This window comes from Halalkalibacter urbisdiaboli (assembly GCF_002156385.1).
GTDB classification, from domain to species: Bacteria; Bacillota; Bacilli; order Bacillales; family Bacillaceae_D; genus Halalkalibacter_A; species Halalkalibacter_A urbisdiaboli.
Map to the genome: position 1 here is coordinate 455,570 of NZ_MVJM01000001.1, position 23,813 is coordinate 479,382.

Below are 23,813 nucleotides of genomic sequence, written 5' to 3' on the forward strand. Positions count from 1 at the left end.
TCGTTTGTATGAATTTACCTTCAAATCCAAAAAAAGAGTGCGCGGTGTTTGAGCGCACTGAAAAGGGGAAAATCAGAGGGCTTTGCGCAATGAGCGGAGCCGTTGCCATCTTTTTAAAAGCCTGCTATGAGGAGGGCTCTGAAAAAGGGTGGGTTTCCCTTTTTCAGTACCCTTTTTGCACACTTTTCTTGATTATTATATTCGCTTTTGAACTTCCTCAAGTGTCGGTAAAGCAGTCATTGCACCATGAGTTGACGCTGCAAGAGCACCTGATACAGAAGCAAATTGGACAACTCTTTTCCATTGCTCTACTGACAATTCTTCAACCTTAGTATTTATTTCACTTAACTGATAGAGAATTCCTGATACATATGCATCTCCTGCACCTGTCGTATCGATAGTCTGCACCTTTAATGCGGGTACATGAGCAATCTCATTTCCAATACAAATGTAACTCCCTTTTCCACCAAAGGTAATCAGTAAAACAGGTATTTGAAAGGTGGAAAGCTTTTCAACCGCTTTTTCGATTTCAGTTTCTCCCGTTAAAAAGGTCATTTCTTCATCCGAAATTTTAACAACATCTGCTTCCCCAAGCATTGACATAATCGTCGTTTTTGCCTGTTTTGCATTCGGCCATAATCCAAGACGCAAATTTGGATCAAATGAAACGATTAAAGCATTCTCCTTTGCCAGCTTGACTGCTTGCTTTGTTGCTGAATGACTTGGCTCACTAATCATAGAAATTGAACCAAAATGAAAAACATTATGCTGCTTAAAGATATCTAAGTCTAGATCTTCTTTTGCCAAAAAGCGATCAGCACTTGGGTCGATATAAAAGCTGAAATGACGTTCACCGGTCTCATCTAGGGTAACAAACACTACCCCCGTTCTCGCTTCGTCTGTTAACAGCATTTGTTGAATATTTACACCGTGCTTTTGTAAAATGTTTCGCATAAATTCACCTAATACGTCATTGCCTACCTTACCAACAAAGGTTGATTTTGCCCCCAGTTTTGCAGTAGCAACAGCTACATTTGCTGGTGCACCGCCTGGACTCTTTTGATAAGTTACGTTCTCTGAGTCTAATGGTATAAAGTCAATAAGTGCTTCTCCTAAACTAATAATTCCTTTCATCTGCTCACCTCTATCTAGTTTCGTTGGATACGTTGAATATGCAAGGTCAAGTAAACGATTTCAGAGTTTGGTAAAGTCATTCCTTCTTTCTCGTAGAGAAACTGTGCCAACTCGACCGCCATTTTATATGCATCAGCATGTCTTTCGCGAACTAACTTGTACATCTCCTCATCAATATCCTCGAATGCCTCACCCTTGATTACCCGCTTTAAAGCAAAATTTAAATGCGTAATCAAGCGTTGATACGAAATCGAACTTTCCGCAAGTTTAACAGATAATTTCTCTTCAATCCTTTTTATTAGTTCATTAATGATTACGGTTGTATTCAAAGTTTCAGACATGGTTGACGTATTCATTTTCGCTGTATGAAGATGAAGAGCAATATGAGCAGCTTCATCCTCCGGTAAAGTAATACCTGTTTTTTTCGATACAAGTTCAAGCGCCCATAAACCTATATTAAATTCCGCATCATACAGAACCTTTATCTCATGTAGCAATTTATTTCGCAACTCAAACCCTTGGCTAACCCGCTCAATCGCAAACGATAAATGATCAGTTAAACCTACATGGATATGTTCATTTAGTTTAGTCCGCAATTGCTTTTCAGCGTGTGTAATAATTTCTTCCGCTAACGAAATATGTTCTTCAGGGAGCATATCAATAATTTGTGTAAATTTCTCATACTCCTTCTCATCTTTCATGACAAATACTTTCTCGATTTTGTCAGAGTTAATGATATCGTTTTTTCGTTTCCCAAATGCAATTCCGGGACCTATGACAATGATCTCATCATGCCCCTCTTTTACGACGACTACGTTATTATTTAAAATTTTATTAATTTTCATCGGTTAAAGCTCCATTCATGATAAACACTCTAAACAGCATTAAAATAACGTGATTTCGACGATAATAATAGGATGTACCCAAACGACACTCCTCAGGAACACCCCTTATCATATAGTATTGTAACTACCTTTTTACTTTAATTGTTAATACCGTTTCTCCAGCGGTTAACTGCTCTTTCGATATTTTTTCAATAGAAGCAACAGCCTCATCAATGTTTGTAATGATAACAGGAGTAATCGTACTTGCTGCCTTTTCTTTTACTAATTCTAAATCAAAATCGACTAACGGCTGTCCTGCCTTAATAGAGTCTCCTTCTTGTACATGAGCAGTAAAGCCCTCTCCTTTCATATTAACTGTCTCTAGTCCAATATGAATAAGCACTTCAAGACCACCCAGTGTTTTAATCCCAATTGCATGTTTCGTAGGAAAGATTTGAATGATTTCACCAGTTGCTGGAGAAATCACCTTCCCGTTACTTGGTTCTACCGCAAACCCATCCCCCATCATTTTTTGTGAAAATGTCGGATCAGGTACGTCTTCAATCGAGACTACCTTTCCATCTAACGGTGACAGAATTATTTCCTGTTCTGGAATGTCTTGAGTTTCAACTTTCTTATCAAGACCAAATAGTTTTTTAAACATATCGTTTCACCTCTTTTAAATAATAAAAAAAAGACCTAAAAAAGATAAGATTATAAAATCTCACCAATTTTAGGTCTTGCCTGAGTTCACTCAGTGACAATCCTTCATATCCTATTGATGAGATAATCATAATACGAAATTATAACGCTGTCAAACATACTTACCATTCCCCATTATTGATTTAAAAACCACCAATCATTTTATTACTTTTATAGAAAAATACCCCAGAAAATAGATATCCAACCACCTATATCCGAATATTATTTAATAAATAATCACACTTTGTTCGCTTTCTTTGCAAAAAGGGGTTCTCAAATAGGAAGGAATCGTCTATAATTCAGAACATACTATATTTTACTCATATAATCGTGGGGATATGGCCCACAAGTTTCTACCAAGCCACCTTAAATGGCTTGACTATGAGTGATTGTTTTGTTCGTTAGATTTTCTTACGAGCGTTAAGGATCACTTGTATGATCCTTAACGCTCGTTTTTTATTTTTTGTGGAGGGATGCACATGGAACTATTGAAACAAGCGATACGCAACAGAGGAAACGTTCTTTCTAACCAAGTGCTGAAAGTTGACTCTTTTCTAAATCATCAAGTTGATACGAAATTGATGGCCGAAGTCGGAAAAGAATTTGCACGTCTATTTCAAAGTGATGGGATTACAAAAGTTTTAACAATCGAATCATCTGGAATTGCTCCAAGCTTTTTAGCAGCAACGGTTCTTGATGTCCCATTAATCTTTGCTAGAAAGAAAAAATCACTAACGATGACTGATGATGTATACGTTTCTCAGGTTTATTCTTTTACGAAACAAGAAACGAACGATATCACCGTATCAAAGAATTTTCTTTCTGCCAAGGACAATGTCTTAATCATTGATGACTTCCTTGCGAATGGGCAAGCTGCGTTAGGCCTAATCGATATTGTTAAGCAAGCAAATGCAAATGTAGCAGGACTTGGGATTGTGATTGAAAAATCGTTTCAAGATGGCCGACAACGTCTCCTTGATTTAGGGTACCGAGTCGAATCATTAGCTCGTATTCATTCACTTGAGAACGGAAACGTTACCTTTGTCGATGAATTAGCTTCAATCAAATAAAGAAATGAGGAAAAAAGCATGTCAACAAACACTATTCACTATCCACTTTATAAACGTGAGGATACGGACGCATTTTTTGCGCTATTTCAAAACAACCTTGCAAATTTTGTGATTATTGCTGTAACGATGCTTGGTATGGGTTTTCCTGCAAGTATTGTTTTTGGAAAGGTTATTCCTGGTGCAGCCGTTGCTGTAATGGTAGGAAACTTATACTATGCGTATATGGCTAAACGTTTGGCACTTAAAGAAGGAAGAGCAGATGTTACTGCTCTATCATATGGCATTAGTACACCTGTAATGTTTGTATTCTTATTTGGTGTTCTTGCACCTGCAAATGCTCTAACAGGTGACCATGAACTAGCGTGGAAAATCGCTGTAGCTGCCGCATTTCTATCTGGTTTAGTTGAGGCACTAGTTAGCTTAACAGGGAATTGGGTGCGCAGTCATTTACCACGTGCAGCCATGCTCGGAGCTCTCGCCGGTGTCGCGATAACATTTATTGCTGGTGAAATGCTGTTTAATACATTTTCAATTCCAGTTGTTGGTCTTGTTTCCCTTGCAATTATTCTAGTAGGTGTCATTGGTAAAATCGTGATGCCATTTAACATCCCAGCTTCATTATTTGCAGTCATTATTGGTACGATCTTAGCATTTGCTCTTGGTTATCAATCTCCAACTAATATCTCAGAAGGCTTAGCTAATGTTGGCTTTTATCCACTTCTTCCTACATTAGCACCTTTCGAAGGCATGACTTACCTATTCGGTGCACTTATTGGGTTACTCGGGGTTCTTATTCCTATTACTATTTATAATGCCATTGAAACGATGAACAATGTCGATGCCATGGCTGCAGCTGGTGATAGTTATGATGTAAGGGAATGTCAAGCGGTTGATGGAGTAGGTACAATGATTGGGGCCATTTTCGGTGGACTGTTTCCGACTACAGTTTATATTGCGACTGTTGGCTCAAAGCAAATGGGTGCAGGTCGTGGATATAGTATTTTAAATGCGATTGTTTTTGGTATCGCTGCTATGACAGGAATCATTGCTGCTTTCTCAGCGATTATTCCCCTCGCTGCAATCGCCCCAATTCTCGTCTTTGTCGGAATGTCGATGGTTGCAACACCATTTTTAACGAACGACAAAAAATATTACCCAGCGGTTGCGATTGCGATGCTCCCTTACTTTGCGAATTATGTAATGACTCGCTTCAATAATGCTGCTGGTGAAGTTGTAGCTGGGATTTCCGAAGGGATAGTTCCTCTCGGTCAAGGGGCGATGTTTACAGCCATTTTACTAGGGGCCATGACAGTTGCTATTATCGATAAACAATTCAAACAAGCAATTATTTTTTCATTAATTGCAGCATTCTTCTCGTTTATTGGTTTAATGCACGCACCTGCTTTAGCCATTAATGCAGCTGGTGAATATACAATAGGGTACATTTTAGTAGCTGTGTTTTTCATATATTGTTTCGTAAAAGAATCACAGCAACAAAATACAATGACAGAGGATTCATTAAAACAACAAAAAACTGCCTCATAAGAAAGATAACAATCGCTTTTAATTAGGCAAATAAAATAGGTGTCGCCAGAAGGCCACTGAAAAAGGGAAAAGCACCCTTTTTCAGTGGCCTCGTCGCAAGGAGGTTGTTCCAAAAAGGTAAACTCACTTTTTGGACAACCTTTTTCTTTTCTTATTAATGTTCATAAATCATTTTCTTCGTCATTCCCCCGTCGATCGTAATATTCTCCGCTGTAATAAAATCATTATCTGGATTCGTTAAAAACAAGCATGCTCTTGCAATGTCACTAGGTTTACCAACACGCTTAGAAAAGTGTTGGTCATGGTCGATGGCCCGTAATTCCATTTCATCTCCTGTATGAATCCAACCTGGACTTATTGAATTCACCTGTATACGGTCTTGTTGTAAGGATGCTGCCGATGCATGAGTTAAGGCAATGAGCCCACCTTTAGAGGCTGCATATGCTTCAGAATCTGGTTCTGACATGAAAGCCCTTGTTGATGCAATGTTAACGATTGAACCCTTTTGGTGTTTTTTCATAACTTTAGCAACCTCTCTTGTACACAAAAACGCCCCCCGTAAATTTGTATTGATAATATTATCCCATTGCTCAAGCGTTATGCCGTTTGGATAAGAGGCCCTTGCGATTCCAGCGTTATTTACGAGGACATCAATTCGCTCAAACTGTAATTCCACCTGACGAACCAGTTCAATAATATGTTCTTCTTTTCTGACATCACATACAACTGCATGTGCCTCACTACCTTCATTCATCATTGCTTCTGCAGTTTGGTTTGCAGCCTGTTCATTTAAATCAGCAACAATAACACAATCTCCATGCCTTCCGTATGCCTTTGCAACCGCTTCGCCAATTCCTTGCCCTGCCCCGGTTATGATTACTACCCGTTTTTTCATAGTCTTCCCTCCATTACGTTAGAGCCACGTTTTTATCCTTCAATTTGTATAAATGCATCTTAATAATAATTATATAGATTAATACAATTATATAATACGAACATACACATTTTGTCTTTCTGAGTCACATTATAAAAGATCTTCATTTCCTGGGAAAGTTCGTTCGGTTAAACTACAAATAAAACCATCCCTAATTTATTTAAATAAGGATGGTTTTATTTCTATAGCTTAAATCGTCTTATTAATTGATTTAGATTTTCTGAAAGCTTTGCTAGATGCTCCGAGCTACTTGAAACTTCCTGCATAGAGCTACTTGTCTGTTGAATTGAGGCTGATGTTTCCTCTACCCCTGCAGCTGCCTCTTCTGATATTGCAGCAATGTCTTCAATGGATTGCTTCATATGGTGGCTCGTCTGTGTCATCTCTGCTAAATTTCTTGAAACTAATTGAATGCTTGATACCATATCTGAAACGGATTGGTGAATCGCCTTAAAGGTTTCACCAGTTGATTTAATTTGTGTTGTTCCACGTTCAACTTCTGCATAACCATTTTGGAGAGAGTCTGTCACAATATCCGTCTCTTTTTGAATATTATTTACAATACTAGTAATGTCTAAAACAGATAATGAAACTTGCTCAGCTAACTTTCTTACCTCATCTGCTACAACTGCAAAGCCTTTTCCATGCTCCCCTGCTCGAGCAGCTTCAATGGCTGCATTCAATGCTAACAAATTCGTTTGTTCTGCAATATCGTTAATCACAGATACGAGCTTCGTTATTTCTTTTGATTGGACATTTAGATGCTGAACTTTCCCAACGGAATCTTGAACAATTTGATCAATCATGGCCATTTGCTCTACTGATGAGTCCATTAATGTACTACCTTTAACAGTCATCTCTAAAACATGATTGGACGTTTCTTGGACCTGTTCTCCGTTCTCATTCGTTTCTTGTACACGCGTTGTAAATGATTCCATACCACTTGCTAGCTCGCTTGAATGGTTCGCCTGTGACTCCGCCCCCTGTGATAATTCTTCCATCGTCGAAGCCACCTGCTGTGAACCTGTGGTAACCTCATTAGCCGATTGAGTTAATTCCTCACTCTGAGAAGAAACTGATTCAGATACTTGTTGAACTTCAGCTAATATCAGCTTCATGTCATTGCTCATTTTATTTGTCGCTCGAATCAATTCACCAGCTTCATCTTTTAATTTCGTATGTAATGGCTCTTGAGTCAAATCACCACTAGCAATTAGATTCATCCGGTCCTTAACAGCATTAATTGGCTTTGTAATTGTACTAGCTGTAACTACCGCAGCTACAATCCCAAGGATAACAACCGTAACTGAAACAGCAAAGCCAATTAACAAAAGTGATTCACCAATTTCTATTAAACTTTCACCTTCCTGCTTAATCATATGTTCACGCTTAGCAGTCATTTCAGCAAACCCATCCATAATATTATGTGCGATAGGCTGGACTTCATTCATTAAGATCGCTTTCGCTTCCTCGGTATTTCCTTTATCGTATTCAGTGAATACCTTGTCTTGGGTAAGAGCTGCCCATTCACTACTTTTAATGATTAACTCTTTTACTTCTTCAGAGTCTGTTGCTGCAAGAATCTGCTCCTCGATTACAATACTCTGGTCGGTATATGCATTAAATTTATTTTTATAATCAACATAACCATAAAGGACATACCCACGAGTTAATGCAATTCGCTCCGATATATTAAACGCTAGCTGCTCTTGTGCAATTAATAACGGCAAATGCTCATGAACCATTTCATCGGTATCGCTATTAATTTTGTTTACCGAAATGTAATTAAACGCTCCTAAACAAAGTGTTAACAAAATAACTATGGAAAAACTTAATATAATTTTTAACCGAATGCTTTTAATGTTGAATAAACGCATCATTTTATTGCTCCCTTCATGAAATCAAAAACCTCTTTTATGCCTATAAAAAATAAAAAAACTATTCTAATAATAGAATAGCCAAAAATCACTTTTTTTTGGTAACCAGGCGATCGTAGTAATACCATTACCTTAGACCCTAGGCTTTGCGTCCTTATTTTTCAATAAGTTTGCCTTTTTCATTTTAAAAAACATTATATATTATTCATTTTTATTCTCTTACTATATTTATAGTATAAGACTTTATTACTAAAATCAAGATGTTTTATTGTAATATATTTATCTAAAAAAAGTAGAAATGAAGCTCGCACTTTTTTTAACCCTTCCATAAAAAAAGAGATTGACTCCTGATCATTTCAGGAGTAAATTAATCTTGTTAATTAATTAAATACGCCTTTTATTCGCTGAATCTTTAATAGAACGGGGGACCCATTTTGGCATGGTAACATGTCTTGGGGTGAATCTTATGATCAAAATAAGAAGGGATACTCTCAGTCCCTAATCCGACAGCTAACTCCGTAAGCGTTATAAAATACGAGAGAAAGGTCTGCGAGCTAGGCCATTCTTTGTGATGGTCTTTTTTTGGTGTATAAAAAGGAGAGAATCAACATGAAAAAACAATTTGCCGTTATCGGTCTAGGTCGTTTTGGGGGCTCTGTTTGTCGCGAGTTATATCGAATGGGGCATGAAGTTTTGGCGATTGATAACAGTGAGGACAAAGTAAATGAATTTGCCAATTCTGCTACTCACGCAGTTATAGCAGATGCAACAGATGAACGAGTCCTTAAAAATTTAGGAATACGTAATTTTGAGTTTGTCATTGTTGCTATCGGCGATAATATTCAAACGAGTATTCTAAGTACGTTATTACTAAAAGAGCTTGATGTAAAAAATGTCTGGGTAAAAGCACAAAATCATTATCATCATAAAGTATTAGATAAAATTGGTGCAGATCGGATTATTCACCCTGAATACGATATGGGGATTAGAATCGCACAGCATTTAGTTTCGGAAAAAATCATTGACTATATCGAACTATCCGAGGAATACAGCATTGTCGAATTAATTGCTACCGAAAAGGTCGCAAATAACTCCCTTATTGAATTAGATATTCGTGCAAAATATGGCTGCACGATTTTAGCGATAAAACGCGGAGAAAATGTTATGGTCTCACCCTCTCCTCATGATTTAATTTATGAAAAAGATATTTTAATCATGATTGGTCATAAAAACGATTTGAAACGATTTGAGGAAGAAGGATTATAAGATGAAAGCTCCTAAAAAAACGAACTTGATTAATTTAACATCTGTTCAATTAATTGTTCTTTATTATCTCGGTGCAGCAATTTTATCAACAATTCTTCTGAGTCTTCCTTATACACATAAACCCGGGGTAGAATGGACATTTATTGATGCACTCTTTACAGCAGTTAGTGCCATAAGTGTAACTGGTTTAACTGTCGTGTCAACTGCTGAGACGTTTAGTACATTTGGTGTCTTTGTCCTTGCCTTTATTCTTCAATTTGGCGGGGTTGGAATTATGACGCTCGGGACTTTCATTTGGCTCATGCTCGGTAGAAAAATCGGTTTAAGAGAACGGCAATTAATTATGACGGATCAAAATCGCGGTACCTTTTCAGGGTTGGTTCATTTAATGAAGCAAATCCTGTCTCTAATCCTTATTATCGAGGCGATTGGGGCTATTATTTTAGGTACTTACTTCCTAAGGTATTTTCCGAGCTGGCAAGAAGCCTTCATCCAAGGTTTCTTTGCTTCGGTTAGTGCCACGACTAATGCCGGTTTTGATATTACTGGTGAATCCCTTATTCCATTTGCCCATGATTATTATGTTCAAACCGTAAATATGGTCCTTCTTATATTGGGAGCGATTGGATTTCCTGTATTAATTGAAGTAAAAGAAAGTCTGCAAAAGCGCAGCAAGGTTCATGAGCCTTATAAGTTTTCTTTGTTTACTAAAATAACGACAATCACCTTTTTCTCATTAACAGTTATTGGTGCCCTGTTCATTTACTTATTTGAGCGAAGTCATTTCTTTGCTGATACAGTCTGGCATGAGACGTTGTTCTATTCCATTTTTCAGTCAATCACGACTCGAAACGGTGGACTAGCAACGATGGACGTTAGTGACTTTACGGTCCCCACTCAGCTGTTGTTAAGTACGTTAATGTTTATTGGCGCATCACCGAGTAGTGTTGGTGGAGGGATTCGTACAACGACCTTTGCGATTGTATTATTAGCGATATTTTCGTTTGCTCGTGGTCGTCAATCGGTGAAAGTGTTTCATCGCGAGCTTGACCCAGAGGATGTTTTAAAATCCTTTGTCGTCATTAGTGTTGCTGTTTTTATTACAGGTTCTGCTGTTATTGCTCTGTCAATTATAGAACCATTCCCATTGATCGCGGTTATTTTTGAAGTTTGTTCTGCCTTTGGAACCACAGGCCTATCAATGGGTATCACCCCGGACTTAAGTACACCTGGTAAATTGATTATCATCTTTCTCATGTTTGTAGGGAGAATTGGTGTCTTTTCATTTTTGTTTATAATAAGGGGGAAAACAACCGAAGATTTGTACCATTATCCGAAAGAGCGTGTAATTATTGGATAGCAGGTGCCTTACCTACTGAGTTAATTCAGTAGGTGTTTTTTTCCTGACAATGAAATAAATGGTTCTTCCGACGGATTATCCCACTCATTCATTTCCACGTTATTTCACAAAATAATGATGAATGACCAAAAGGGAGGAAATTATGATGAAACGAGATAAACAGAAAAGAAATGAACCAACAATAGCACCTGGTATCGACAATGATGAGGAATTAAGTCAAGAGGCTACACCCGAAGAGATCGAACGTGGTGACTATACCAAGGTAGTATCATTACGATATGATGAGAATCCAAGGCTTTAATAGAAGTAACGTAAAGGGAGGAGTCGCAAAAGGTAAATTTTTACCTTTTGCGACTCCTCTAATCTCATAAAAGCCTTATCCTTTTATTTTGACATCATACTCATTCATCCAATAATCCATTTGAATAAAGTGAGCGAGAAGCTGCGGTCCGGCCATCAGTTGACCAAAGTAAGGATTTCCTGTTGTTAATCCATTACTTTCAGCGATTTCTTTAAGCTTATCTTTGTTAATAAACTCAAAAATTGGAGCATCCTTCTGAGCAAGCACTGCCTGCATTCCTTTTTGTACAGCAGCCGTATACTTTGGATTATGTGTTTTCGGATACGGACTTTTCTTGCGATATAGTACATCATGAGGAAGGAGACCCTCTAATGCCTTTCTCAAAATCCCTTTTTCTCTACCTTCTAAACGTTTCATTTCCCATGGAATATTCCAAACATACTCAACAAGGCGGTGATCAGAGAAAGGTACACGTACCTCTAAACTTGCCCCCATACTCATACGGTCTTTTCGGTCAAGCAAGTTCGTCATAAACCAAATCATATTTAGGTAGGAAATTTCACGCCTTCTCGCTTCCTCAGGGTTATCACCATCAAAGCGAGGGGTTTCATTAATCGTTTCTTTGTATCGATCATATATATAACTTTTTAAATTTAATTTACTCTTCCATTTATCATTTAAAAGAGCTTCACGTTCATCCATTGAACGCATCCACGGAAAGCCATCAATATACATAACTTCCGGTTTATGAAACCAAGGATAGCCACCGAAAATTTCATCTGCACATTCCCCTGATAAACCAACTGTTACGTCCTTTTTGATTTCTTTACAAAACCAAAGAAGTGACGAATCAATATCTGCCATCCCTGGTAAATCACGTACTAATACAGCTTCTTTAAGAAGATGTACAAGTTCGTCAATGGTAATCACAGCATCGTAGTGGTTCGTACCAAGGTCCTTAGAAATCTTTTTAATCCAAGGGGCATCCTCATTTGGCTGGAAATCGCTTGCTTCAAAATACTTATCATTCTCATCATAGTCTACTGAATAGCTACGAATTGGACCTTTGCCTTGCTTTTCATAAACTTTCGCTGCTATCGCTGTTAAAGCACTTGAATCAACACCACCAGATAAAAACATACCTACAGGTACATCCGCAAATAATTGACGCTCTACGATGTCTTCCATTAACTCACGAATGTATTGTGCCGTTTCATCAACATTATGCTCGTGCGGCTTACATTTTAATTGCCAATATCGCGTCACCTTTGCACCGTTTCGATCATAAATGAGCGCATGGGCTGGACGTAACTCATGAATATCTTCGTAGACGCCATGACCAGGTGTTCTTGAAGGGCTTAAGCCCATTATTTCAGCTAACCCTGATTCACCGACAACAGGATCAATGTCGCGATGAGCAAGCAACGCCTTAATTTCTGAACCGAACAATAAACGTCCATCTCGAACCGTGTAAAACAATGGCTTCACACCAAGGCGATCCCTCGCCATAAAAAGACTTTCATCCTTATCATTCCAAACCGCAAAAGCAAAAATTCCATTAAGCTTTTCAAGGCATTCCTGCCCCCACTCGATGTATGATTTTAATAGAACCTCTGTATCAGAATGTCCTTTAAAATCGTGTCCACGAACTAAAAGCTCCCTTCGAATGTCCTCCGTGTTATAGAGCTCTCCGTTGTAAACAATAGTATATGTTTTATCCTTATAGGTTCGACTCATTGGCTGAATCCCATTCTCTGGATCGACTACAACTAGTCGTGCGTGACCAAAACCGACGTGCTGTGAAGTCCAAACGTTTAAGTCGTCAGGACCACGGCGATTTAACGTCTCAGCCATTTTTCTAATTTGTGTCCCTTCTTTTCGTAAATCGTTTCGCCAATCTATCCACCCAGTAATTCCACACATGCATTATCAGCCCCTTTTGGGAAGTTTTTATCTCTACTCACCCCACGGAAGGGTCAACACTTATAACCTATCGTATTCATTAGCCTAGGCAGATGTGCTATTTTTTTCTGATTACCGTTGTCCTTTTTTCTCTTAACCTAAATAAAAGAGTGTCTTATAGGCTAGAAAACCTACTAAGACACCCTCGTTCATTCTAACGATTCATCTCTCTTAACCGCTGATCAGATGGGAGAAATAATGTCAATATACCAATAAAAGGAAGAGACGCAGTTAAAAGTATCGTATTCGTTAATCCATATAAATCAGCAAACCATCCTAATACGACTGATCCAACTGCCCCCATTCCGAAGGCTAAGCCAACAATTAGTCCGGAAACCATTCCAATTCTCCCTGGAACTAGTTCTTGAGCGTAAACGACTGAAACAGAGAAACTCGATAAAATAATAAAGCCGATCATTGTAATAATTGGATATGCTAAAAAAGGGCCAACATGAGGAAGAATAATAGCTAATGGTGCGGAAGCGAGCATTGATAACATAATAATGTTTCGTTTACCAAAGCGATCAGCTAATGGTCCTCCACAAAAGGTTCCAACAGCACCAGCAGCTAAAAACAAAAATATATAAATTTGCGCTTGCGAAATTGATAACCCATATTCTTTTATAATGTAAAAGGCATAAAAATTTGTGAGCCCAGCATGAAACCACGAGCGAGCAAAAACTAAAAAGACTAGAAGACAGATAGCAAATAAAATGAGTTTCGGAAATTCTTTCTCCTCTTTCTCCTCTTTCTTCACTTGCTTCATTTTAATATTCGTATGTCGTTCTTTGGCAGCATACCACTTTGCGATGTAAATCAATAAACCAACAGCTAAAGCTGCCACGAATGTAAACCAAATTGCCCCAAATTGACCAAATGGAACTAAAATTAATGCAGTAATTAGTGGGGCGAGTGCCTGCCCTGCGTTTCCCCCTACTTGGTAAATCGATTGAGCAAGTCCTCTCCTCCCTCCAGATGCCATATAAGCAACTCGGGAACCTTCTGGATGAAACGTAGCGGAACCTAGTCCAATAAAAATAACAGCAATAATGACAAACAAGAAGGATGGAGCAAATGCAATCCCTAATACTCCAATAAATGTAAAGCAAAGGCCAACAGGTAGAGCATAGGGGGAAGAGTGCTTATCTGTATAAAGCCCCACAAGTGGCTGAATAAGTGAAGAAGTGGCGTTCAACGCAAAGGCGATAAAGCCCAATTGCGTAAAGGTAAGTCCCATTGACTGTTCTAATACTGGAAACATTGCTGGTACAAGCGCTTGGATCGCATCATTTAAAAGATGAACAAACCCGATAATGAGCAATATTCGATACATCGTCTGTTCCTTATGGGCTTTTACAACTTCAATTTTTTGAGCCTGCATCATGCTACTCCTTCCTATTTCATACATATTCTTTTTTTTGTTAGGGAATTTTAACTTTAGAGGTGATAACCATGGACTATCATGTAGCAGAACTTGATAATCAAGAATTAGAAAAGTTACGCTTATTAGAACAGCAACTTGGTGTCGTTTTAATTGCCTATAGTGGCGATGAGAAAGGTAATGAAGAACATCCAAACCATTCCTAAAGTGTAACCTACTCCTGTTTAGTCCATCTACAATCGATTTGACTTGTAGATGGACACCTCTTATTCGACTAGTTTAGGTTGATGTGATAATGTTACAGTTACATTATACTAGAGGTGGATAACATGGATCATACATTTCTCGCTAAACTTATTGCTCAAGTTAGTAAATCATACACGCACGGAGAGACTCTTCCTTTAACAAATGAAGAAGAACAACAGCTAATTCATACGATACGTGAGCAGCAACGAGCAGAACCTACTAGTGATTTAATTGATATTATCCATGATGTTGTTTACCGTTTTTTCACAGACCAACCTGATTAATAAACGAAAGGGCTGCTATTTTTGATGAAGTTTTTTTCCGGCTATTTTTTCCACAACTGAAGGCATCAATTGATATAGTCTTGAACCCATATCCATCCAGCGTGGTAGGTTTAATTCTCTTCTTGGCTCGTCAATTAATTTAATCATCTGCTGTGAAACATAGTCTGGAGATAACATCCACTTTTCTACATTTTTAGCGTAACTCCCACCCTCATCAGCCCGTGTAAAAAAAGGAGTCCGAATTGGTCCAGGGTTCACCGAGCTAACCTTTATATTTGAGTGTTTTAATTCCATTCTTAAACTATTCGTAAACCCTAGAACGGCATGTTTTGTTGCTGCATAAACACTGGCTTTTGGAGTCGGAAATTTTCCTGCTTGTGATGCAATATTAATGATATGTCCGGACTCTTTTTCAAGCATAGACGGGAGCATAAGTTGGGTCACTTTTATTAAACCTAGAACATTAACATCGAACATCTCTTTTGCCTCTAGGAAGGAAGCTTCTTTTAAATGTTGAAAGACAGCAAAACCAGCATTATTGATTAGTACGTCAACTCCACCCACTTTAGTTAACATTTGTTTCAACACAGGTTCAATTGTCTCAAACTTACTTACATCTAACTTTGCATAAAATGCTTTTCCTCCAAAGGCTATAATCTCATCATAAAGCTCCTTTAATTTCGCTTCATTTCGAGCAAATACTACCGGAATATCCCCTCGTTTAGCTAAATCGATTGCAAGCTGACGTCCTAACCCACTTGAAGCACCTGTAATCCAGATTTTTTTTGCTATCATGATTTTTATACTCCCCCTATTCCATTCCTATTTATCATACACGATTGCTTTTATTGCTAGCAAAAAGGAAAGCTTCTCTCTTATGTCTTGCTCTTGACGTAGTGCTAATTCGACCTATATAATAATAGAAATTATAATGAAATGTGATGAAAGGGATTAGTAAACAAACATTATGTGCATAGAGAGTGGCACCCACCGGCTGAAAGGGCCACCGCCTCTAATTTTGTTGAACCTGCCCTAGAGCAACCAGAACAATATCTGGTCGGGTTTCCTACGATACGGGAATGAGTTGGGCATATGCTTATGCCAATGAAGGTGGTACCGCGGATTAACTTTTCCGTCCTTTTAATTGAGGATGTGAAAGGTTTTTTTATTTTTTAAGACTTTTTCAGATAATCTTTTAGAAAGAAGGCTTGAGGTACAATGGGACGACAACGAATTGTCGTAAAGATTGGTAGTAGCTCCTTAACGACAAAAAACGGAGCATTAAGTATGGAAAAGCTTGCTGAACACGTGCAAGCTTTAGCCGAATTGAAAAAGCAGGGACATGAAGTACTGTTAATTTCATCTGGAGCTGTAGCAGCGGGATTTTCTGCACTCGGTTATCCATCTAGACCTGTAACAATTGCTGGTAAACAGGCCGCAGCTGCAGTAGGACAGGGTTTGTTAATGCAAGGCTATATTGACCAATTTAATCGTTATGACATTACCCCTGCTCAGCTACTTTTAACGAGACAGGACTTCGCCGATGAATCTCGCTTTAGTAATGCTTATTCTACGATTAGCGAATTGCTAAAGCGTAGGGCCTTACCTATTATTAACGAAAACGATTCCACATCGATTGAAGAGTTAACCTTTGGGGACAATGACATGCTTTCTGCTCTCGTAAGTGGTTTTATCCATGCACAAACCTTATGTATTTTAACTGATGTTAATGGGCTCTATGATGCGAATCCGACAAACAACCCAAACGCAAAAAAATTCCACTATTTACCTGAAGTGACCGATGAGCTAATAGATCTTGCTGGTGAATCTGGGACGAAGGTTGGGACTGGTGGAATGAAATCAAAGGTTAGTGCTGCAAAAACCGCTCTTTCACTAGGTGTTAATGTTTTCATTGGAACAGGAAATGGTCCACAGAAATTAGTTGACATCCTTTCAGGAAAAGGGGACGGCACTTATTTAGGTTCGTTTCAACATGACCCTGTGATGCCAACAACGAAGCAATGGATCGCTCTTCATTCAACAAGCGCTGGGCGAATTATTATCGACGATGGCGCAGAAAAGGCAATTACTGTGTTAGGGAAAAGTCTTCTCCCAGCAGGTGTCGTCGCAGTAGAGGGGAGCTTTTCGGAACACGATGTTATCGAGGTGTTCAACAGAAATGGACTTATTATTGGAAAAGGAAAGTGTAATGTTTCTTCCCAGGAACTCGAGCAAATTAAGGGTCTTTCTAGTAGCGTAGCAAAGCAACAAACCGGACGACCGAAACCCGAAGTCATTCACCGCGATAACTGGGTATCTTTAAAAAAGGAGAGGATTAATCGATGAATGAATTACGTACAAAAGCAAAACGTGCACAACAATTAACGTATGAACTTGCAGCCAAAACGACGGAAGAAAAAAACAACGCCTTGCTTGCAATGGCGTCCCAACTTGTAGAGGAAGAAGCCTTTATTATTCAAGAAAACAATAAAGATATTGAAGCTGGTAAGCAAAATGGAATGAGTGAAAGCTTACTTGACCGCTTAACTTTAACATCTGCAAGAATTAAAGATATGGCTGAAGGCTTAAAGCAAGTAGTTGATTTACATGATCCAGTTCGGGAGGTCATGACTTCTTTTGAACGTCCTAATGGGTTAAAGATTGAAAAAGTTCGTGTTCCTTTAGGTGTGATCGGAATGATTTACGAAGCACGTCCAAATGTAACGGTGGACGCATCGAGTCTTTGCTTAAAGACTGGAAATGCCGTTTTATTACGTGGCAGCTCAACTGCGATTCATTCTAATAAGGCTATTGTCCAAGTGTTACATCGTGCTTTACAAAAAACAACCATACCTTTTGAAGCAATTCAACTTATTGAAGATACTAGTCGCGAAACTGCTACTGAAATGTTTACACTTAATGAGTATTTAGATGTCCTTATTCCACGCGGTGGGGCTACACTCATTCAATCAGTAGTCAAAAATGCATCTGTACCTGTATTAGAAACTGGTGTTGGCAACTGTCACGTTTATATTGATGAGTCTGCTAGAGAGGATATGGCGATTGCAATTGCTATTAATGCAAAAACACAGCGTCCTTCCGTATGCAATGCAGCTGAAACGATCCTTGTTCATGAAAAATGGGCAAATGAGCATTTAAACAAGCTGCTTGAAGAATTAACAGCTAAAAACGTAGAGCTATTTGGGGATGAACAGCTTTGTGAGAAGGATGCACGTTTTAAGCAAGCACAGGAAACAGACTGGGCAGATGAATATTTAGATCTTAAAGTTGCATTAAAAGTTGTTTCTTCAGTTGAGGATGCGATTGAACATATTCATCAATATGGCACTAAGCATTCCGAAGCAATTATTAGTGAAACGGAAACAAATGTTGTTAAATTTTTAAATGAAATTGATGCCGCTGCTGTTTATCATAATGCATCAACACGGTTCACAGATGGCTTTGAATTTGGATTTGGTGCAGAAATTGGTATCAGTACACAAAAGCTACATGCTCGTGGACCTATGGGGCTTGAGGCGTTAACTTCGACGAAATACTTAATTCACGGTGAAGGACAAATTAAAGGATAGGTGATCCTATGATTGCGAATAAAATTATTACCTTTTTAGGGGCAGGATCTATGGCCGAGGCCATAATTGCTGGCCTCGTTTCTCATAACATTGTAAAGCCAAGTCAAATCATTGCAACAAATCTAGCTGATAAACAAAAGCTCGAGGAATTACAACAACGTTACGGTATCCAAACAACTTCAAACCGTAAGGAAGCCGTTGAAAAAGCCGATATCGTTATCCTTGCAATGAAACCTAAATCTGTTAATGATGCGATTAGTGAAGTAAGGGAAAGAACTTCAGTAAATCAATTATTCATTTCTGTTCTAGCGGGTATTACAACAGCGTACATTGAAGATTTACTCGGTCATCAAGCACCTGTCATTCGCACAATGCCAAACACATCTGCCAAGGTTGGAGCCTCCGCCACAGCCATTTGTAGGGGAGAACATGCTAGCGACATTCATGTAGAAGAAGCAGCTACATTATTTGCAGCAGTTGGCACCGTCTCGATTGTACACGAAGATAAGATCGATGCCGTAACTGGAATTGCTGGTAGTGGTCCAGCGTACTTTTATTTTCTAGTTGAAGCGATGGAGAAAGCTGCAGCTGAGGCTGGCCTTACTAAAGAAGAGGCCTCGGCCTTCATTACTCAAACAATCGTTGGAGTAGGTAAACGTCTTCAAACGACGACTAAAACTTCCCGAGAGCTTTACGAAGAAGTCATGAGTCCGAACGGTACGACTGAGGCTGGAATTAATGTATTACGCGAGCATCACACTCAGGAAGCGGTACAAGAAGCTATTACGAAAGCCATTGCTCGTGCAAAGGAACTTGGCGCTATTCTAACAGAAACAAAATCATAAGTTAATAATTTGAGGAGCCACTGCCTATCAGTTAGTCCGTTACAAAATTTCTTGTAGCGGGCTCGCAGTGTCTCTCATGTTTTTAACCCTGTTTTCGTATCCTCTCACCCATCCATTCACCAGCCTCTAATCCTGATAATATCGCACCCTCTACTTTCCCTTCCTTAAAACAATCTCCAGCAAAAACGATGGGCGCAGGCTGTAAGGTTGCTAAAATACGGTCAGGATGTAATGTGATCGGTTTAGCATATTTCCACTTCTTCACTTTTGCATCAATGATGGCTATGTTTCCTAATAAAGGCTTTACCTGCTGAACTAGCTCCTCCACAATCCATTCATTACACTTGTGAATGTGCTCTTCACTCCATGAGCCTGAGGCATGAATCGTTACCATTGGTTTTTTCGAAATTCCTTTTTGCTTATTATCAGCAATAAACGCAATATCTCCCTCGCTCTGAATCCCACCTTTTTTGGGGATTTTACTAGAACGGTTAAGCGTAATAGTCACTGCTAAACAAGGCTCATATTTAAGTTGTTGTAGCTCAAAATAAACATCACTTTCTAACTGTTCATTTTTTATAAATGCGATAGCTTGTGGGATAGGAACGGTTGTAATTAATCCATCAGCCTTAACGAACATTCTCTCTGACGTTTCCTTATTGAGAATTTCTACGAACCAAAACCCGTTTTCATACCGTGCTGACGTGACTTCCTGGCCTGTTGAAATATTCAAATCTACACTCAGCCACTTTGTAAGCGCATACATTCCGTTCGATGCAACAAACCGAGGATAGCCGTCACGTACAAGTGTAATCTCTCCTGCATGATTACGTTGATGAAAGCCTCTTGTCCACGAGCGAGCTTTTTCTTCACGGACCCACTGTTTTACTAGTTTTTTCATTTTTTCACTTCGTGCTGTAAAAAATTGTGCCCCATAATCAGCAACTCCCTGACTACTAGACACAGTTGCCATTCTCCCCCCTACCTTCTTCCCCTTCTCGATAATTTGATAATTAATGCCAAGCTCGGCTAGTTTTTTAGCCGCGTGAATTCCAGCTAGCCCTGCTCCAATTATTAAAACCGATTTATATGACATCTCGCTCCTCCATTCTCTCCAATAATTATATGATACGAAAATTCATTTTTTGAAACTAGAAAAAGAAATCTTTTACCTTATTCATAGAATCTTGTAGAATAGTAAATGTTGACGAAAATGTTATATCTACGAAGGAGTTAAAAATGGAAAAACAAAATAACCTCTTACCCCCCAATACATTAATTGGTACTATTCAACGCATCGTCTTTCACAGAGCGTTTTCCAGTACGATAATCTTTTTTATTCTTATCAATGCCTTACTCGTTGGGCTTGAAACCTACCCTGTTCTTTCTCAATCCTATTACGAGTGGTTTCACATTGCTGATATGATCCTTTTATGGATTTTTACGATTGAAATTGCAATGCGGTTTATTGCAACAATGCCTAAAAGGAATTTCTTTAAAAGCAGCTGGAACTGGTTCGATTTTATCATTGTTGCAGCAGGACATCTTTTTGTTGGCGCCCATTTTATTACTGTACTAAGAATATTACGTGTACTTAGGGTTTTACGTGCGATTTCTGTGATTCCTTCTTTGCGACGTTTAGTTGATGCCTTACTACTGACCATTCCAGCCCTTGGAAATATTCTTATTTTAATGAGTATTATTTTTTACATTTTTGCCGTCATTGGAACGATGTTATTTGCCCAAATTGCTCCTGAGTATTTTGGGAATCTTCAGCTTTCTTTACTTACACTATTCCAGGTCGTAACATTAGAGTCATGGGCTAGTGGTGTAATGAGACCAATTTTCGCTGAAGCTTGGTGGTCATGGCCCTACTTTGTGGTATTTATCCTAGTAGGTACATTCATTGTATTCAACTTATTTATTGGTGTCATCGTCAGCAATGTTGAAAAGGCAAACCAAGATGACATTAAGGAATCCGAAGGGACTTCAGATGAGGACGAGACAAGAGTAGAGATCCAGGCTCTTAGAAAAGAAGTAGCAGATTTAAAAAAGCTGTTAAAAGAAATTCATCAGCAAGGAAAGATATAAAGAAAAACGCCAGTAGAAACTGGTGTTTTTTAATTTATAGATTCTCTATTAAGCAGGTCCTGCAGCTTTATTCATGAATTTATTATTTCTCTCTTCTTGTGCCTGAACTACGAATGCCGAAGCTAAAAAAGCAATTAGCTTTTCTTTCTTCTCTTCATCCGTAGTAAGGTGCGATAAATGCAGCTGTTTATTTTGAATCTGATGGCCTTCAAGCTCATAATGATTATATTTCGTATATTTCGCTTCTTTCATACTCTCATAATAGCGTTTATACGCTTCAAAACTTATCTCAAGTCGAAATTGATGAATCACCGACTGCCATTCCTGTTTTTCACTATCGATTTGATAGGAAATGAATTTTTTAGTTAACTCTTGAATGTTAAATACGATCATCGAGAAGTTATCGCTATTAAACACATCCTCGCCGTAATACGAGGTTAAAATGTCATGAAGCTTTGGTATGTTGTTTTGTTTTTTTTCCTCTTGTTGCTCTTCTAACCGTTTCTTTTTGAAATTTTTCGCTTCTTCTGTTTGTTTTTTCTTCTCTTCCTCAAGCCTTAGCTGTCTTTCCTTCGTTTGGATATCACCATATACATCCATTTTATAAGGATTTCCTCTTCTATTTTTGCTTTGACCAGACGGTATCTGTTCTTCTTTGATTTTAAAATTAGGAACAACTAGTGTCTTAAACTGGATACTCATCGCCCTTTAGTCCCTTCCAACTATACTAATTAGATTATTTTCTAAATTCATCAAATAATCAAGGGACTTTTTGCTAATATATGAAGAAATATTCGATTTTTTTCAATAATCTTCAAAAATTAGCGACACTATCCTTTGACAAGAATACTAGTAATCTTTAAGACAAAAAGGATGCTTCGCTACAGCGAAGCATCCTTTCTATTATTGAACTGTTTCATCTGCCGAACCGAAGAATTCCTGATAAAGCTCTTGGACGGCGCGATCAGCATCTTCTGAATGAATTCCAAGGACTAAACTAACCTCGGATGAACCTTGGTTAATCATTTCAATATTCACATTCGCTCTTGCAAGAGCTTGAGTTGCTCGCGCAGAAACCCCAACAGTATTATGCATACCTTCACCAACAATCATAACCATTGCAAAATCACGTTCGATATAAACATCATCAACAGCTAGTTCCTCACGAATACGCTGAACAATTCGCTCTTCAATTTCAGCTGTAAGCTGCTCTTGTCTTAAAATGACAGACGTATCATCAATTCCAGAAGGGATATGCTCATACGATAATCCTTCATCCTCTAAAATTTGTAGTAATTTACGTCCAAATCCAACCTCTCGGTTCATTAAATACTTTCGAACGTAAATTGTTGAGAAACCTTCATCCGCCGCTATACCGATAACAGGATTTAGAAAATATTCGCGTTCAGAAATAATCATCGTTCCAGTTGAGGAAGGATTGTTTGTATTTTTCACACATACTGGAATATCATTTCTAAAAGCTGGAATTAACGCTTCATCATGAAATACCGAGAAGCCTGCATAAGATAATTCACGCATTTCACGATAGGTCATTCGCTTAATTTTCACCGGGTTTTTAACCACATTTGGATTTGCCGCAAATACTGAATCTACATCTGTAAAGTTTTCATATAAATCAGCTTTTGTACCCGCTGCTAAAATAGAGCCAGTAATATCAGAACCACCGCGCGGAAACGTTACTAGTGTCCCTTCCTTTGAGTATCCGAAGAAGCCAGGAAAAACAATCACTTCTTCTCGGTCTCTAAGTCTTTTCAAATTATCATAGGCCTCGGAAAGGACTTGTGCATTACCAGGCTCGTCACTAACAAGTAAACCTGCATCTTGAGGATTCACATAGACAGCGTTAATACCTTCCTTTTGTAAAAATGCCGCAATTAATTTTGCGTTATTATCCTCTCCACTCGCTTTAATTAAATCCATAAAAGAACCTGGTCGATTACGGTCGAACGTTAAACGCTCACGTAAATCAGCCTCAATTGTCGCTGTAATTTCGCCATCTAACCCTAATTCAGTAGCAATAGAATCATATCTAGAGACTACAGCCTGTAACTCCTCCTCCGCTTCTCCTTTAGTTAAATATGTTTCTCCTAATTTAATTAGTAAATCTGTAACTTTCGTATCATCACTGCTTCGCTTACCCGGTGCAGAGACGACGATTAATTTACGCTCTTTATCTTCAGCCACAATTGCTGCAACCTTACGAATTTGTTCAGCACTTGCAACTGATGTTCCTCCAAATTTAGCTACCTTCATCTTTTTTTCCAGCTCCTATCATTCTTGCTTTCTGTCAACTAATTTCACAATATTATTATGAGAACATTCCAACTATATCATAGGAATCTTACTTTGGCAAAAGAGGTTTAACCCCACTATTAGCGGG

22 protein-coding genes, 3 riboswitches and 1 other annotated feature are annotated in these 23,813 nt (G+C 38.5%); of the genes, 11 read left to right on the top strand and 11 right to left on the bottom strand.

What is annotated here, in order from left to right; all coding sequences use genetic code 11:
• Positions 1 to 195: 195 nt before the first annotated feature.
• The 3 genes from B1R93_RS02335 to B1R93_RS02345 form a co-directional block, all read right to left on the bottom strand.
• A complete protein-coding gene (locus B1R93_RS02335) occupies positions 196 to 1,134 on the bottom strand; it encodes an aminoimidazole riboside kinase (RefSeq protein WP_088102374.1) in 939 nt (312 codons plus the stop codon).
• A 14-nt stretch (positions 1,135 to 1,148) separates the two neighbouring features.
• Entirely contained in the window at positions 1,149 to 1,979 is an 831-nt protein-coding gene (locus B1R93_RS02340; protein ID WP_088102375.1) for a PRD domain-containing protein, read from the bottom strand.
• Between the two features lie 124 nt (positions 1,980 to 2,103).
• Positions 2,104 to 2,622 carry a PTS sugar transporter subunit IIA gene (locus B1R93_RS02345; RefSeq protein ID WP_088102376.1) on the bottom strand — a complete coding sequence of 173 codons (519 nt, stop codon included), beginning with the start codon at positions 2,620 to 2,622 and terminating at the stop codon, positions 2,104 to 2,106.
• Positions 2,623 to 2,960: 338 nt separating this feature from the next.
• Positions 2,961 to 3,062: riboswitch (purine riboswitch) on the top strand.
• 77 nt (positions 3,063 to 3,139) lie between these two features.
• On the opposite strand from B1R93_RS02345, the gene B1R93_RS02350 reads away from it, so the two are divergent.
• Positions 3,140 to 3,730 carry a xanthine phosphoribosyltransferase gene (locus B1R93_RS02350; RefSeq protein ID WP_088102377.1) on the top strand — a complete coding sequence of 197 codons (591 nt, stop codon included), beginning with the start codon at positions 3,140 to 3,142 and terminating at the stop codon, positions 3,728 to 3,730.
• Positions 3,731 to 3,748: 18 nt separating this feature from the next.
• Positions 3,749 to 5,275 (top strand): SulP family inorganic anion transporter, encoded by a 1,527-nt coding sequence (locus tag B1R93_RS02355; RefSeq protein ID WP_088102378.1) that lies wholly within the window; start codon positions 3,749 to 3,751, stop codon positions 5,273 to 5,275.
• A 154-nt stretch (positions 5,276 to 5,429) separates the two neighbouring features.
• Here B1R93_RS02355 and B1R93_RS02360 read toward each other — a convergent pair whose 3' ends face one another.
• Positions 5,430 to 6,170, bottom strand: a complete 741-nt coding sequence (locus tag B1R93_RS02360) for an SDR family NAD(P)-dependent oxidoreductase (protein WP_088102379.1) — start codon at positions 6,168 to 6,170, stop codon at positions 5,430 to 5,432.
• A 221-nt stretch (positions 6,171 to 6,391) separates the two neighbouring features.
• Positions 6,392 to 8,089 (bottom strand): methyl-accepting chemotaxis protein, encoded by a 1,698-nt coding sequence (locus tag B1R93_RS02365; protein ID WP_088102380.1) that lies wholly within the window; start codon positions 8,087 to 8,089, stop codon positions 6,392 to 6,394.
• Positions 8,090 to 8,183: 94 nt separating this feature from the next.
• Positions 8,184 to 8,271: riboswitch (cyclic di-GMP riboswitch) on the bottom strand.
• A gap of 207 nt (positions 8,272 to 8,478) precedes the next feature.
• Positions 8,479 to 8,626, top strand: a riboswitch (cyclic di-AMP (ydaO/yuaA leader).
• Between the two features lie 69 nt (positions 8,627 to 8,695).
• Between B1R93_RS02365 and B1R93_RS02370 the strand changes: the two genes are divergently transcribed.
• The 3 genes from B1R93_RS02370 (at position 8,696) to B1R93_RS22870 (ending at position 11,013) form a co-directional block, all read left to right on the top strand.
• Positions 8,696 to 9,352 carry a potassium channel family protein gene (locus B1R93_RS02370; protein WP_088102381.1) on the top strand — a complete coding sequence of 219 codons (657 nt, stop codon included), beginning with the start codon at positions 8,696 to 8,698 and terminating at the stop codon, positions 9,350 to 9,352.
• A 1-nt stretch (position 9,353) separates the two neighbouring features.
• A complete protein-coding gene (locus B1R93_RS02375; protein WP_088102382.1) occupies positions 9,354 to 10,712 on the top strand; it encodes a TrkH family potassium uptake protein in 1,359 nt (452 codons plus the stop codon).
• A gap of 142 nt (positions 10,713 to 10,854) precedes the next feature.
• Positions 10,855 to 11,013, top strand: coding sequence for a hypothetical protein (locus tag B1R93_RS22870; protein ID WP_165763683.1), 159 nt, complete (start codon positions 10,855 to 10,857; stop codon positions 11,011 to 11,013).
• 75 nt (positions 11,014 to 11,088) lie between these two features.
• Here the strand turns inward: B1R93_RS22870 and asnB are convergent, their stop codons facing one another.
• Entirely contained in the window at positions 11,089 to 12,936 is a 1,848-nt protein-coding gene (gene asnB / locus B1R93_RS02380; RefSeq protein ID WP_088102383.1) for an asparagine synthase (glutamine-hydrolyzing), read from the bottom strand.
• 193 nt (positions 12,937 to 13,129) lie between these two features.
• A complete protein-coding gene (locus B1R93_RS02385; protein ID WP_088102384.1) occupies positions 13,130 to 14,356 on the bottom strand; it encodes an MFS transporter in 1,227 nt (408 codons plus the stop codon).
• A gap of 71 nt (positions 14,357 to 14,427) precedes the next feature.
• On the opposite strand from B1R93_RS02385, the gene B1R93_RS23590 reads away from it, so the two are divergent.
• Together B1R93_RS23590 and B1R93_RS02390 are read left to right on the top strand one after the other, a co-directional pair.
• On the top strand, positions 14,428 to 14,562 hold the full coding sequence (locus tag B1R93_RS23590) for a hypothetical protein (RefSeq protein WP_280949452.1): 135 nt from the start codon (positions 14,428 to 14,430) through the stop codon (positions 14,560 to 14,562).
• 123 nt (positions 14,563 to 14,685) lie between these two features.
• Positions 14,686 to 14,886 (top strand): YqzH family protein, encoded by a 201-nt coding sequence (locus tag B1R93_RS02390; protein ID WP_088102385.1) that lies wholly within the window; start codon positions 14,686 to 14,688, stop codon positions 14,884 to 14,886.
• 15 nt (positions 14,887 to 14,901) lie between these two features.
• Here B1R93_RS02390 and B1R93_RS02395 read toward each other — a convergent pair whose 3' ends face one another.
• Complete coding sequence (locus B1R93_RS02395; protein ID WP_088102386.1) at positions 14,902 to 15,681, bottom strand: SDR family NAD(P)-dependent oxidoreductase; 780 nt, start codon at positions 15,679 to 15,681, stop codon at positions 14,902 to 14,904.
• A gap of 137 nt (positions 15,682 to 15,818) precedes the next feature.
• Positions 15,819 to 16,029: a binding site (T-box leader), on the top strand.
• Positions 16,030 to 16,104: 75 nt separating this feature from the next.
• Here B1R93_RS02395 and proB point away from each other — a divergent pair.
• The 3 genes from proB to proC are packed head-to-tail and all read left to right on the top strand — an operon-like array spanning position 16,105 to position 19,321.
• Positions 16,105 to 17,232, top strand: a complete 1,128-nt coding sequence (gene proB / locus B1R93_RS02400; RefSeq protein ID WP_088102387.1) for a glutamate 5-kinase — start codon at positions 16,105 to 16,107, stop codon at positions 17,230 to 17,232.
• Entirely contained in the window at positions 17,229 to 18,476 is a 1,248-nt protein-coding gene (locus B1R93_RS02405) for a glutamate-5-semialdehyde dehydrogenase (RefSeq protein ID WP_088102388.1), read from the top strand. The genes proB and B1R93_RS02405 overlap by 4 nt, the downstream gene beginning before the upstream one ends.
• Positions 18,477 to 18,484: 8 nt before the next feature.
• The gene (gene proC, locus B1R93_RS02410; RefSeq protein ID WP_088102389.1) at positions 18,485 to 19,321 is read left to right on the top strand and encodes a pyrroline-5-carboxylate reductase; all 837 of its coding nucleotides are present in this window, start codon (positions 18,485 to 18,487) and stop codon (positions 19,319 to 19,321) included.
• 82 nt (positions 19,322 to 19,403) lie between these two features.
• Here the strand turns inward: proC and B1R93_RS02415 are convergent, their stop codons facing one another.
• Positions 19,404 to 20,417: an NAD(P)/FAD-dependent oxidoreductase gene (locus tag B1R93_RS02415; protein WP_088102390.1), complete on the bottom strand. Its 1,014-nt coding sequence runs from the start codon at positions 20,415 to 20,417 to the stop codon at positions 19,404 to 19,406.
• Between the two features lie 143 nt (positions 20,418 to 20,560).
• Here B1R93_RS02415 and B1R93_RS02420 point away from each other — a divergent pair, with 143 nt between their 5' ends.
• Positions 20,561 to 21,412, top strand: coding sequence for an ion transporter (locus B1R93_RS02420; RefSeq protein ID WP_088102391.1), 852 nt, complete (start codon positions 20,561 to 20,563; stop codon positions 21,410 to 21,412).
• A gap of 48 nt (positions 21,413 to 21,460) precedes the next feature.
• On the opposite strand, the gene B1R93_RS02425 is transcribed toward B1R93_RS02420, so the two are convergent.
• Positions 21,461 to 22,114 (bottom strand): hypothetical protein, encoded by a 654-nt coding sequence (locus B1R93_RS02425; RefSeq protein ID WP_088102392.1) that lies wholly within the window; start codon positions 22,112 to 22,114, stop codon positions 21,461 to 21,463.
• A 201-nt stretch (positions 22,115 to 22,315) separates the two neighbouring features.
• On the bottom strand, positions 22,316 to 23,686 hold the full coding sequence (locus tag B1R93_RS02430; protein WP_088102393.1) for an aspartate kinase: 1,371 nt from the start codon (positions 23,684 to 23,686) through the stop codon (positions 22,316 to 22,318).
• Between the last annotated feature and the right edge of the window lie 127 nt (positions 23,687 to 23,813).

Bases quoted from the DNA above. Each gene is read 5' to 3' on its own strand.
- B1R93_RS02345 (WP_088102376.1), bottom strand. From the start codon at position 2,622: ATGTTTAAAAAACTATTTGGTCTTGATAAGAAAGTTGAAACTCAAGAC.
- B1R93_RS02365 (WP_088102380.1), bottom strand. From the start codon at position 8,089: ATGATGCGTTTATTCAACATTAAAAGCATTCGGTTAAAAATTATATTA.
- B1R93_RS02350 (WP_088102377.1), top strand. From the start codon at position 3,140: ATGGAACTATTGAAACAAGCGATACGCAACAGAGGAAACGTTCTTTCT.
- B1R93_RS02395 (WP_088102386.1), bottom strand. From the start codon at position 15,681: ATGATAGCAAAAAAAATCTGGATTACAGGTGCTTCAAGTGGGTTAGGA.
- B1R93_RS02375 (WP_088102382.1), top strand. From the start codon at position 9,354: ATGAAAGCTCCTAAAAAAACGAACTTGATTAATTTAACATCTGTTCAA.
- B1R93_RS02355 (WP_088102378.1), top strand. From the start codon at position 3,749: ATGTCAACAAACACTATTCACTATCCACTTTATAAACGTGAGGATACG.
- B1R93_RS02405 (WP_088102388.1), top strand. From the start codon at position 17,229: ATGAATGAATTACGTACAAAAGCAAAACGTGCACAACAATTAACGTAT.
- B1R93_RS02425 (WP_088102392.1), bottom strand. From the start codon at position 22,114: ATGAGTATCCAGTTTAAGACACTAGTTGTTCCTAATTTTAAAATCAAA.
- B1R93_RS02370 (WP_088102381.1), top strand. From the start codon at position 8,696: ATGAAAAAACAATTTGCCGTTATCGGTCTAGGTCGTTTTGGGGGCTCT.
- proC (WP_088102389.1), top strand. From the start codon at position 18,485: ATGATTGCGAATAAAATTATTACCTTTTTAGGGGCAGGATCTATGGCC.
- B1R93_RS02430 (WP_088102393.1), bottom strand. From the start codon at position 23,686: ATGAAGGTAGCTAAATTTGGAGGAACATCAGTTGCAAGTGCTGAACAA.
- B1R93_RS02335 (WP_088102374.1), bottom strand. From the start codon at position 1,134: ATGAAAGGAATTATTAGTTTAGGAGAAGCACTTATTGACTTTATACCA.
- proB (WP_088102387.1), top strand. From the start codon at position 16,105: ATGGGACGACAACGAATTGTCGTAAAGATTGGTAGTAGCTCCTTAACG.
- B1R93_RS02420 (WP_088102391.1), top strand. From the start codon at position 20,561: ATGGAAAAACAAAATAACCTCTTACCCCCCAATACATTAATTGGTACT.
- B1R93_RS02340 (WP_088102375.1), bottom strand. From the start codon at position 1,979: ATGAAAATTAATAAAATTTTAAATAATAACGTAGTCGTCGTAAAAGAG.
- asnB (WP_088102383.1), bottom strand. From the start codon at position 12,936: ATGTGTGGAATTACTGGGTGGATAGATTGGCGAAACGATTTACGAAAA.
- B1R93_RS02415 (WP_088102390.1), bottom strand. From the start codon at position 20,417: ATGTCATATAAATCGGTTTTAATAATTGGAGCAGGGCTAGCTGGAATT.
- B1R93_RS02390 (WP_088102385.1), top strand. From the start codon at position 14,686: ATGGATCATACATTTCTCGCTAAACTTATTGCTCAAGTTAGTAAATCA.
- B1R93_RS02385 (WP_088102384.1), bottom strand. From the start codon at position 14,356: ATGCAGGCTCAAAAAATTGAAGTTGTAAAAGCCCATAAGGAACAGACG.
- B1R93_RS02360 (WP_088102379.1), bottom strand. From the start codon at position 6,170: ATGAAAAAACGGGTAGTAATCATAACCGGGGCAGGGCAAGGAATTGGC.
- B1R93_RS22870 (WP_165763683.1), top strand. From the start codon at position 10,855: ATGATGAAACGAGATAAACAGAAAAGAAATGAACCAACAATAGCACCT.
- B1R93_RS23590 (WP_280949452.1), top strand. From the start codon at position 14,428: ATGGACTATCATGTAGCAGAACTTGATAATCAAGAATTAGAAAAGTTA.